This is a genomic window from Plesiocystis pacifica SIR-1 (genome assembly GCF_000170895.1).
GTDB lineage: Bacteria > Myxococcota_A > Polyangia > Nannocystales > Nannocystaceae > Plesiocystis > Plesiocystis pacifica.
This window is the reverse complement of record NZ_ABCS01000177.1, coordinates 1-10,957: the sequence shown is the minus strand read 5'-3', so window position 1 is coordinate 10,957 and position 10,957 is coordinate 1. Positions and strand designations below refer to the sequence as shown.

Sequence of the window (10,957 nt, the reverse complement as noted above, 5' to 3'; positions counted from 1 at the left end):
CACGCGTGATTGGGACCAAGGGTCAGGTCAAATCGAGCGCTTTGGCGCAAAGCTGGGTGTTTTCGCGCTGACCCATTGCGTTGCGATCATGTCCAAAGGAACAAAAGTCATCGTGTGATCGCGCGATTTTGCATTCCGAGCGCCCAGACCAACGATTGGCGCGTTTTTTTGTTCTCTGGGGTTGCAGTCACGGGGTCAACAGTTCACGATTCAAACGTCTTTTGGACGACAGATTTTTCAGAGAGAAAAGCGCGATGAGCAACGACAAGAAGAACAACGAGTTGAAGGAGCCCGCTCCATGTCAGAGACGAGACCCCTCGCCCAACCCAGCAAACCCACGCGCTAAGGCGAGCGCATGCCCTGCCCGCGCAGCGCCCCAGCCAACCGCAGCATCCCGCCACCATCCCCAACCCGCGCGCACATCTCATAAGGCGGCAGCGGAGCGTTCTCCTCCGGCCACTCCACCCCCTCGTAAGCCATGAGCTGGTCGACCGCCCGATCGTTCGTGCGAATGTCGACGGTCGCCTTCCCGAGGTAGCAGCGATGCTTGGTGAACGCGCTGAGCACCCCGATCGCGCGGGTCCGGGTCAGCCGGTCGTAGATCTCGGCTCGCTCCTCCGCGTAGCGCTCCCGGTCGGCCTGCGAGCGCTCATCGACCACCGCGACGAGGTAGCCCGCGGGGGTGTTGAACACCTCGTCGATGACGGGCTCGTCCATGTTGACCTCCCACGCGGCCAGGGTCAGCCCCGGGTTCGCGCCGATGTCGGGGATGGCCTCGCCGAACTGGAACAGCCCGGTCTCCTTGATCTCGATCTTGGGCGAGAAGTCGACGTTCTTGGCGACGGCCGGCGCCTCCGCGGGGGCACCCTCCTCGCCCTCGCCAGCGCCCTCTTCCTCGCCGGCGCCTTCGCCGAGCGGCGCGTCCTCGAGACCGCCGCCGCCGCCGAGGCCCCCGAGGGCCCCCGGCTTGCCGAGCTCCGGCGTCTTCGCGCCGAACAGATCGTCGAGATCCTTGCCGCCCTCGCGCAGCGCGAGCAGGGCCTCGTCGGCGGCCTGCTTGGCCAGCTCCCGGCCTCGGGCCGAGCGCACCGCGTCCTCGGCCAGCTCGCGCTTGGCCTGGTCCTCGGGCACGTCGCCCTCGCGGTGACCGGCGACCATGACCACGAACAGGGCCGACTCGCCCTCGATGACCTCGGACACCTGCCCGTCCTCGAGGGCCTGGGCCGCCTTGTCGACGGCGCGGTCGAGGCCGCTGCCGGTGTCGGTGACCTGCGTCCAGCCGTAGCGCCCGCCGATGCGCGCGGTGTCGATGGCCTCGGACAGCTCGCGGGCGACGGTCGAGAAGCGCTCGCCGTTGTCGACGATGCGCGTGCGCGCGAGCTCGGCCTTGGCCTTGGCCGCGGCCACGTTGGCCTCCCACATCGCCTGGACCTCCTCGCCGGCGTCGGCCGGGGGCTGCATGGGCTTGGCGACCTCGATGATGCGCAGGTCGACCTCGGCGGGGAGCTTGAGGAAGCGGGCCGCCTCGCGCTCGTACATCTCGGTCAGCTCGTCCGGGTGCTCCATCATCCAGCCATCGACCTCCGCGGCGGTGGGGTCGACGAGCTCGGCGTAGTCGTTGGGCGGGAACCGGACGTAGCGCAGCGAGAGCTGGTTGTTGCGCTTTTCGAACTCGGCCCAGACCTCGGCCTCGGGCACGACCACGGACGCGGCGATCAGGTCGCGGGTCTGGCGGGCGAGGAGCTCCTGGCGCTGGATCTCAAGGTAGCGCGGCTCGGAGACCACCAGGTAGCCACGCAGGAAGTCGTTCTTGAACCACTCGTAGTCAAACTTGGCCTCGCCGGCCCACGGGAAGCCGCGGTCGAGATCCAAGATGATGTAGAAGCCGTCGCGGGTCATCTCCTCGGCGTCGCGGGTCTCGGTCATCAGGCCGAGCTCCTCGCCGGTGCTGGCCAGGACCAGGCGCTCGACGATGGCCTCGAGCACCTCCTCGCGCACGCCGAAGGTCCGGCCCTGCTCGCCCTCGGGGAGGGGGAAGACCGTGCCCAGGGCCCGCTGCTGGTAGGCGAAGTCTTCCTTGGTCACGTTCTGACCGAAGACCCGGGCGTAGCCCGACTCGCCGACAGACAGCTGGTCGGAGGGCAGGCCAAAGGTCAGGCCGAAGGCCAGGGCCAGGACGCCAAGGATCAACCAAACGACGATGTCGCCGCCTTTTCCGCGCTCGGAGCCGAACATGGGTGCGGCACCTTAGCCCAAGGCAGCGGCCGCGATAAGTCGGAAGGCCGCGCACCCTCGAGCGCCCTGACCGATGGCGGAGGGCGAACACCTGCGCAGGGTCGACCTCGCTCGACGAGGGCGTGAGCTTCCACCCACGCCTGCGCTCACGCCCCGCGCAGACGGCTCCAGGGGATCACCGCCCGCCGCGCCGTCGCCCGCATGAACGAAGTTCGTGCCGGGCCGTGGCCCCCCCAGTGAACTTGCCCGCCGCTTGGCACCCGTGTATCTCAGGGCGGCTGCGAGACTGGACGTCGCACCCCGAGACCGCGACGCCGCTCCAACCGGGAACAGCCCCGCCTCCTCGAGCGTCCATCCCCGCTCACGACCCTGCGCATGCTCTTCGACTGGGTATACGGCCTCTTCTCCAACGACATGGCCATCGATCTCGGGACGGCCACGACCCTGACCTACGTCAAGGGCAAGGGGATCGTCGCCCACGAACCGAGCGTCGTCGCCGTGCAAAAGCAAGGCGGCGTGGTCAAGCGCGTGCTGGCCGTGGGCAAGGAGGCCAAGGAGATGCTCGGGCGCACGCCGGGCAACATCGTCGCCATTCGGCCCATGAAGGACGGCGTGATCGCCGACTTCGAGGTGACCGAGGCGATGATGCGCCACTTCATCAACCGCGCGCACAACCGCCAGACCCTGGTCAAGCCGCGGATCATCATCTGCGTGCCCTCGGGGATCACCGAGGTCGAAAAGCGCGCGGTCCGCGATTCGGCCCTGGCCGCCGGCGCCCGCGAGGTCTTCCTCATCGAGGAGCCCATGGCCGCGGCGATCGGCGCGGGCCTGCCCATCACCGAGCCCGGCGGCAACATGGTCGTCGACATCGGCGGCGGCACGGCCGAGGTCGCGGTGATCTCCCTCGCCGGCATCGTCGCTTGCAAGAGCGTGCGCGTGGGCGGGGACAAGATGGACGAGGCGATCGTCCAGCACATCAAGCGCAAGTACAACCTGCTCATCGGCGAGCGCACGGCCGAGCAGGTCAAGATCGAGATCGGCACCGCCGCGCCCACGGACGTGGTCATGACCATGGAGGTCAAGGGCCGCGATCTCGTCGCCGGCATCCCCAAGACCGTGCTGATCGACTCCGACGAGATCCGCGGCGCGCTGTCCGAGCCGGTCTCGGCCATCGTCGACGCCGTGCGCGTGGTCCTCGAGCGCGCGCCCCCGGAGCTGTGCGCCGACATCGTCGACAAGGGCATCGTGCTCACCGGCGGCGCGGCCCAGCTGCGCAACCTCGACGTGCTGCTCTCGGAGGAGACGGGCCTGCCCGTGTTCTTGTGTGACGAGCCCGACTTCGCGGTGGTCCTCGGCTCGGGCGCGGCCCTCGACGAGCTCGACATCCTCCGCGAGGTCGCGGTGGAGTAGGGCGCCGTGGCGATCTCCCTCCGCGACGTCCGCAGCGGGGCGATCATCGTCCTGCTCCTCGGCATCCCCTTGATGCTCCTGCGCAGCACCCTGCAGGACCCTCACCACATGAACGGCTTCGACCGGGCGGTGCACCGGATCGGCGCGCCCCTCGAGGCCGGCGTGACCTACTCGGCGCGCTGGGTCGGCAGCTTCTTCGAGCGGTGGATCTTCCAGGCCAGCATGCTCGACGACAAGCTGCGCCTCGAGGAGGAGAACCGCGAGCACAAGCGCGAGCTCGTCGAGCTCGCCCAGCTGCGCGAGGAGAACCGTCAGCTGCGCCGGGCCCTGCAGATGCGCGACCAGGTCCCCGAGGACCTGCTGTCGGCGGCGGTCACCGGCCGGGAGCACTCGCCCTTCTTCCGCGTGGTCAAGATCGACGTCGACCGCGGCGACGACTACGTCCGCCCGGGCATGGCCGTGCTCGCCCCCGACGGCGTCGTCGGCCGCATCAACCGGACCCACGCCGACCACTCGGACGTCATGCTGATCACCGACCCGGCGTCAAAGATCGCCGTAGAGGTCGCGCGCACCCGCTGCCCGGGCATCCTCGAGGGCCTCGGCGAAGATCAGTGCCGGGTGCGGATCATCTCGTGTGACGAACCAGTCGTAGAGGGCGACGTCATTCAGACCTCGGGCGTGGACGACCTGTTCCCCAAGGGCCACCCCGTCGGCCGCGTCGTCAGCGTGGAGCGCAAGGTCAACGCCCAGCTCGTCGACGTCATCCCGAGCATCCGCTTCGATCGCCTCGACATGGTCTGGGTGGTGCTCGCCAACGCCCCCGAGGCCGACCCTCGGGCGGGCCAGCCCCGCGCCCGCCAGCCCGCCCGCGGGCTCTCGCCGCTGCACTGAACATCGCCTGGAAACAGGGGCTCGAGCGCGGTCTCGGGCACTCAGAGGCGCGCCCTCATCCAGGTGGACGCGCGGTCGGGGGTGCTTTTGTGTTGCAACGGCCGCGTCACGGCGCCAACCTATGAGCTCACCCCGACCGGCAGCACGAACCATCTCCCGTCCAGTCCAACTCCGCTCGAGCCACGCCCTCGCCCTCGCTTTGATCGCGAGCCTGGCGACGGCGACCGGGTGCAGCCCGACACCCGCGGAGCTGTGCGACCACGTGATGGAGGTGCTCGCCGCCGACAAGGGGGTCGAGATCACCAACGAGGCCGACAAGACCGCGGCTCGGGAAGCCTGCATCGACGACGTCGAGCGCGAGAAGAGCCAGCTCGAGGGCGTGCGCGAGTACAACGCTCGCGCCAAGTGCATCATGCGAGCGGACAGCATCGCGGCGATGAGCAGCTGCGACGAAGACGAGAGCTAGCCCTCTCGTGGCCTGGACGGGCCGTAGCGACGAAATCACGGCGTTCGCGCGGCATGGGCCACGCGGAGTGATCCGGGTCGGCTTTCCGTTGTTGTGCGCCTGGGTGCCGGGCTACCATCGCCGCGTTCCCAGGGGCCGCTGCGATGCACTACGAACACGCACCCACCCGTACGCACCAGTGGGTCACCTGCCCCGAGCCCCGGCCCCAAGCCACCGTCAAGCTGCTGTGCCTGCCCCACGCCGGCGCGAGCCCGCGGAGCTTCTTCCCGTGGACGGCCGAGCTCGACGCCAACATCGAGCTGCTGCCCGTGTGCCTGGCCGGCCGCGCCAACCGCATGGACGAGCCCCTGGCCACGCGCGTCGAGGACATCACGCCCAGCCTCGCCAACGCCGTGTTGCCCCTGATGGACGACACGGTCGTGTTCTTCGGCCACAGCCTCGGGGCCCTGCTGGCCTTCGAGCTGACCCTCGAGCTGCGCCGTCGAGGCCTGCGCCAGCCTGACCTGCTCGTCGTCTCGGGCCGGACCACCCCGGGCTCCGAGCGCGCCCTGAAGCTGCACACCCTCCCCGATCGCCTGCTCGTCCGCGAGGTCCAGCGCATCTACGGCGGCATCCCCCGCGAGGTGCTGGTCGAGCCGGAGCTGCTCCAGCGGACCCTGCCGATCTTGCGCGCGGACCTGCAGATCAACGAGACCTACGACCCCGCCCTGCGCAGCCGCCCGCTGAGCTGCCCGCTCCTGGCCGTCGGCGGAACCGAGGATCCCCACGTCACCGGGACCGAGCTCGGGCTGTGGCGGCGACAGACCTCCGGCACCTTCCGCACGCAGCAGTTCCGCGGCGGGCACTTCTACATGGCGGAGGGCGAGGGCCGGGCGTGGCTGCTGGGCCAGCTCAACGCCGCGATCCGCGAGCTGAACGGCTGACTTCGCGGCTGTACATTTGGCAGCTCGGCTCGCTCGACTGGGCCGCCCGCCAAGGCGTGCCTCGCTCGCACCAACAACGCTATACTCGCGGGCCCCGATGGTCCGCGCGCTCGAGCGGCGCGAACCAGGGCAGACCCCGCGATGACCAGTGAAGACACTCGGGATCCCGAGGACACGGGGAGCGACCCAGGACGCGGCGGCGCGGGGCCTGCCGTCGGCAACGTGCTCGGCTTCTCGCTGCTGTTCCGGGCCCGGCGAGCGCTGCTGGCCGTCAGCGGCAAGAGCCTCGTCCCGGGCGTGCGCCTGCGCGAGTACGAGGCGGTCATCCCCGGCGTGCGCCTGCCCCTGCGCGGGCCGCTGAAGGCCACGAAATTTCGCAACCGTCGCTGCCGCACGGTCTACGCGTCGCTGACCATCGAAGACCGGGTGCTGCGGCCGTGGCTGCGCGAGCGCCTGCTGGGCGCGGACGTCCTCGGCGTGACCCTCGACCGGGTCGAGCTCGAGATGCGCCGCGAGCTGCCCGGGGTCGAGCGCCACCGACCCTGCTTGATGCTCGGCGGCGTCGGCCCGCGGGGCGGTCGGGTGTGGCTGCTCGCCGCCTTCGACCTCGCCCCGGTCCACCGCTTGATCGAGCTGCGTCCGCACCGGCTGTGGCTGGTCGGCGAGCTGCCCCCAAACCCCGCTCGCCGCCCCAAGGCGCGCGGCGGAGCCAGCGTCGACGCCGAGGGCCGCGATCAGAGCGCGCGGCGGCTGTGGCAGGCCATCGCGCGCCGGCTCGCGGCCGGACCCGTCGCGGGGCTGCGCGCGGGCATCGACGCCGGACCCGGCGGAGCCCTGCGCGTCGACGTCGGCCGCCTGGCCATGACCCGGGCCTTCGCCTCGGTCGGCTGGAAGGCCCCGAACCTCGAGGGCTGCGCGCTCGAGTCCCTGGCCCTGACCCGGCGCGGGCTCAAGCTCGAGCTGCGCGGGCCGATGACCGAGGCCGAGCCCGGCGAAGAGGCCGAGCACGAGGGCGACGAGCCCCCGAGCACGCCGCAGTTTCGGCCCGAGGCCAGCGAAGAGGCCCGCGCGGCCGTGGCCCCGGCCCAGGGCGAGCTCGGGCTGCTCGACGAGCCCATCGGCCGCGCCCTCGACGAAGCCCGCGGGCGCCTGCGCCTGGGCGACGCCCTCGAAGGGGAGAGCAGCGGCGGCGGCACCAACCCCGACCTCGGCCCCGCCCTCGACATCCTGCGCGCGCTCAGCCGCGAGCTCGCCGACTTCCCGGCCGCGCACCTGGCCCTGGTCCGCTGGCGCGTGAGCCTGACCCGCTTTCTGGATCGCGAGGCCTGCCTCGACGCGGTCCACGAGTGGCTCGACCTCCAGCCCAGCGCCGACGAGCCCCGGCGCCTGCTGGCGACCTTGCTGGCCGCCGAGGGTCGGGCCCAGGAGCTCGCCCGGCTGCTCGCCGCGGCCTGCCGCCAGCCCCACCCGCCGGCCACCCAGGGCCGCCTCGAGCTCGCCGTCGCCAGCTTGCTCATCGATCGCCTCGACGATCCGCGCAGCGCCCTGAGCATCGTCGGGCCGCTGACCCAGCGCCTCCGCGAAGAGCTCGCCCGGGCCCGGGACCAGGTCCGCGAGCGACGCTCCGGCGCGCGCCGGGGGGCGAGCCCCCGGAACCCGACCGAGCCCGAGCCCGAGTCCGGAGCCGGGGCCGAGGCCGACGGCGATCCCCGCCGCGCCCTCGCCCGCGAGCTCGCCGAGCTCTTGCCCGAGGCCCTCGTCGTCCTGGCCCGGGCGCGCATCGCCGAGGTCGCCCGGGAGGGCCGCTCCCTCGCCGCCGTCCCCCACGTGCTCGAGGCCCTCGAAGAGGCCCTCGAGGGCACCCCCAACCCGCGCCGCCGGGCGGACCTGCGGGCCCAGGTCGCCGACAGCTTCGCGGTCTACGGCGACGACCACGACGCGGACACCCAGGCCCTCGGCCTGCTGCGCGCGGCGATCGGCGACGCCCCCGAGGACCGCGAGCTCCTCGACCGCGCCATCGCCCTGGCCCTGCGCGCCGAGCATCGGGCCATCGCCACGGAGCTGCTGCGCAGGCGCCTCGAGCTCGCCGAACCGGAAGAGCGCCCGAGCCTGCGCAAGCGGCTGATCGCCGTCGCCGTCGAGCTCGACGACCCCGAGCACCGCGAGCTCGCCCGCGCACAGCTCGTCCTCGCCCTCGAGCGCGAGCCCGACAACGCCGTGCTGCTGCGCCGCGGCGCCCTGCTCGAGGGTCGCTTGGGCAACAGCGAGGCCGCGGCCGAGTACCTCGGGCGGCTGCTCGAGCTCGACCACGGCGGCGCCATCGAGCTCGACGACCGCGACGAGCTGCTCTTGTCCCGGGCCCGGCTGCTGCGCCGAGCCGGGCGCATCGACCCGGCCTGGGAGAGCCTGCGCCCCGCCCTCGCGCGCATCCCCGGGGGCGAGACCACGATGACCTTCGAGCTCGACGAGCGCGAGTGGATCCTCGACGTGCTCGAGCTCGGCCTCGAGCTCGCCCCGCCCACGGACCGGCCGCGCATCCTCGACCTGCTGATCACCTACGCCCGCGGCCAGCGACGCGGCGAGGCCCTGGTCGAGCGCGCGGCCCAGGCCCTGCGCATCGACGAGCGCGTCGAAGATCTATGGCTGGCCGTCGACGAGCTCGAGCGACCGGAGAAGATCCTCGGCCAGCTCGAGCAGCTCCTCGACGAGCGCGACGTCGACGGCCTCGCGCGCCTGGCCGACATCGCCGCGGAGCTCGGCGAGGCCGCGACCGAGCTCCACGCCCGCGGCCGCCTGGGCCGGGCGCTGATGGCCCGCGAGGACTTCGAGAGCCTGGCCGAGGCCGCCGACAACCTCGAGCGCGCCCTCGAGCTCGACCCCGAGCGCCTCGACCTGCGCCGCGCCCTCGCCGACGCCTACGAGGGCCTGGACCGCCCGGCCGAGGCCCTGCCCCAGCTCGAGCGCCTGCTCGACGCGAGCGCCCAGACAGACGTCAACGAGCGCGGGCGCCTGAGCCTGCGCATCGCCGCGACCTTGCGCGAGCTCGGCGACGCCCCCCAGGCCGCCGAGCTCCTCGCCGCCTGCGAGCGCGAGCTGGCCCGGCTCGAGCCCGAGGCCGTCGACGAGGCCGTCCGCGAGGCCGTCGCCGACGAGTCCTTCGCCGCCCTGCGCGAGCTCGCCGAGGACGACCGCGCCCTGACCGTCGCCCTCGAGCAGGCCGGCTCGCTGTGGGCCGCGGCCAAGGACCTGCGCACCGCCGACCCCCACCAGGCCCGCCGCCTCGGGGCCTGGCTGGCCCGCGCCGCCCGGGTCCTCGACGAGGCCGGCGTCGAAGACTCGAGCGAGCTCTCGGCGATCCTCGGCCAAGAGGTCCAGCTGCCCGAGGACCTCCCGCGCACCCGCGTCGGCCTGCTCGAGCGCGCCGTCGGCCTGCGCCCCGAGGACAGCGGCCTGGCCCGGGGCCTCGAGGACGTGCTCCGCGAGCTCGGCGACCGCGACGCCCTCGAGGCCCACCTGCGCCGCCAGACCGAGCTCAACGTCGATCCGGAGCTGCGCGCCGAGCTGCTCGAGCGGCTGATCGAGGTCGTCGAGGACAGCATCGCCGACGGCCACGCGACCACCCGCGACGCCGAGCTGGCCGAGCTGCTCGAGGACCTGCTCGTGCTCCGCCCCGAGCACACCCCGGCCCTGCTGCTCCTGGGCCGGCTGCGCTTCGACGAGGGCGACGGCGCCCAGGCCCTGCAGCTGTGGGCCGTGGCCGGCGAGCGCCTGGCCACCGACGACCCGCGCTTTTTTGTCCCCGCCCTCGAGCTCGCCCGCGACGCCATCGACGCTGGCGAGCACGCCCGCGCCCGCGAGCTGGCCGAGCGCGCCCGCCGGCTGGACCCCGAGCACGGCGAGCCCCTCGAGCTGCTCGCCGCCATCGCCGAGGCCCAGGACGACCCCGAGCTCCTGGCCCTGGCCCTCGGCGGGCTGCTGTCCCTGGAGGTCGAGCGCCACCCGGACCTCGACCGAGCCCTCGACGCGTTCGAGCGCGCGGGGGTCGACGACGAGCGCGGGGCCAGCCTCGACCGGCGCGTCGCCGAGGCCGTCCGCGTCCAGGGCCGCCTCGAGCTCGATCTGGCCAACGCCCTCGATCGCTGGCACGGCGCCGAGGCCAACGCCGGCCGGGCGCGGGCCGCCGTCGCCCACTTCGCCCGGGCCGAGCGCCTCTACCCCGCCCGCGACCGCGACCAGGATCGCAGCCGCTCGACCCGGCGGTGGCTGGCCCTCGCCGAGCAGGTCGAGGACTTCGAGCAGCAAGCCTGGGCCCGGGCCGTGCTCCGCGAGACCCTCGGCGACGAGCTCGAGCTCGACGATCACCTGGCCGAGGTCGACCTCCTCGACGGCCCCCTCGGCCGCCCCCTCGCGGCCCTCGGCCGCCTCGACGAGCTGCTCCACGGCACCCGCCGCGAGGACCCCCGCGTGCTCGACCGCCTGGCCGCCCTGCTCGACGCCCACGAGGGCCGCGAGACCCACCACGAGCTGGCCGTGCGCAGCCACCGGGTCTTGCGCTCGGCGGCGCCCCAGATGGCGCCCGGGCCCACGCGCCTGCGCGCCGTCCGGAGCCTGCTCGAGCTGGCCCAGGGCCTCGACGATCCCTCGGCCGTGGCCTTCGCCCTCGAGCTCCTCGCCGAGGATGACCCCGAGGCCCTCGAGTCTGGCGAGCTGGCGCAGCTGCGCGACTGGGCCGTGCGTCGCTTGGGCCGGGTCGGCGAGGCCGTGGCCGAGCTCGAGGCGCGGCTCGGGGCCGGCGAGCTCCCCCCCGAGCGCCTGCGCGCTGGCGTGCGCCGCCTCCTCGGCCTCCTCGACAGGGACACCGTCGCCGCCGTCGAGCGCCTGCTCGAGCTCGGCGCTCGGGCCGAGCGAGGCCCCGCCGCGGATCTGGCCGAGGCCGCCCTCGACCTCCTCGGCGAGAACCGCAGCGAACTCAGCGACGGGCCCGACGACGGACCTGACAACGGGCCTGGCAGCGCCGCCCGCTGGCGCGCCC

Annotated in this window: 6 protein-coding genes; 5 read left to right on the top strand and 1 reads right to left on the bottom strand. The window is 73.0% G+C overall.

Annotated features, from left to right (window positions below; translation table 11 throughout):
• Positions 1 to 342: 342 nt before the first annotated feature.
• Positions 343 to 2,235: a peptidylprolyl isomerase gene (locus PPSIR1_RS40160; protein ID WP_006977068.1), complete on the bottom strand. Its 1,893-nt coding sequence runs from the start codon at positions 2,233 to 2,235 to the stop codon at positions 343 to 345.
• 375 nt (positions 2,236 to 2,610) lie between these two features.
• Here PPSIR1_RS40160 and PPSIR1_RS40155 point away from each other — a divergent pair, with 375 nt between their 5' ends.
• From PPSIR1_RS40155 to PPSIR1_RS40135, 5 genes are all read left to right on the top strand, one after another.
• Complete coding sequence (locus tag PPSIR1_RS40155; RefSeq protein ID WP_006977067.1) at positions 2,611 to 3,645, top strand: rod shape-determining protein; 1,035 nt, start codon at positions 2,611 to 2,613, stop codon at positions 3,643 to 3,645.
• 6 nt (positions 3,646 to 3,651) lie between these two features.
• Complete coding sequence (gene mreC, locus PPSIR1_RS40150; RefSeq protein WP_006977066.1) at positions 3,652 to 4,536, top strand: rod shape-determining protein MreC; 885 nt, start codon at positions 3,652 to 3,654, stop codon at positions 4,534 to 4,536.
• Positions 4,537 to 4,735: 199 nt separating this feature from the next.
• Positions 4,736 to 5,002 carry a hypothetical protein gene (locus tag PPSIR1_RS40145; protein ID WP_006977065.1) on the top strand — a complete coding sequence of 89 codons (267 nt, stop codon included), beginning with the start codon at positions 4,736 to 4,738 and terminating at the stop codon, positions 5,000 to 5,002.
• A 143-nt stretch (positions 5,003 to 5,145) separates the two neighbouring features.
• Positions 5,146 to 5,925 carry a thioesterase II family protein gene (locus PPSIR1_RS40140; RefSeq protein WP_006977064.1) on the top strand — a complete coding sequence of 260 codons (780 nt, stop codon included), beginning with the start codon at positions 5,146 to 5,148 and terminating at the stop codon, positions 5,923 to 5,925.
• A 141-nt stretch (positions 5,926 to 6,066) separates the two neighbouring features.
• Positions 6,067 to 10,957 (top strand): hypothetical protein (locus PPSIR1_RS40135; RefSeq protein ID WP_006977063.1); only part of this gene is annotated, 4,891 nt, incomplete at its 3' end.

Coding starts and splice junctions, on each gene's coding strand:
- PPSIR1_RS40140 (WP_006977064.1), top strand. CDS start 5,146: ATGCACTACGAACACGCACCCACCCGTACGCACCAGTGGGTCACCTGC.
- PPSIR1_RS40160 (WP_006977068.1), bottom strand. CDS start 2,235: ATGTTCGGCTCCGAGCGCGGAAAAGGCGGCGACATCGTCGTTTGGTTG.
- PPSIR1_RS40155 (WP_006977067.1), top strand. CDS start 2,611: ATGCTCTTCGACTGGGTATACGGCCTCTTCTCCAACGACATGGCCATC.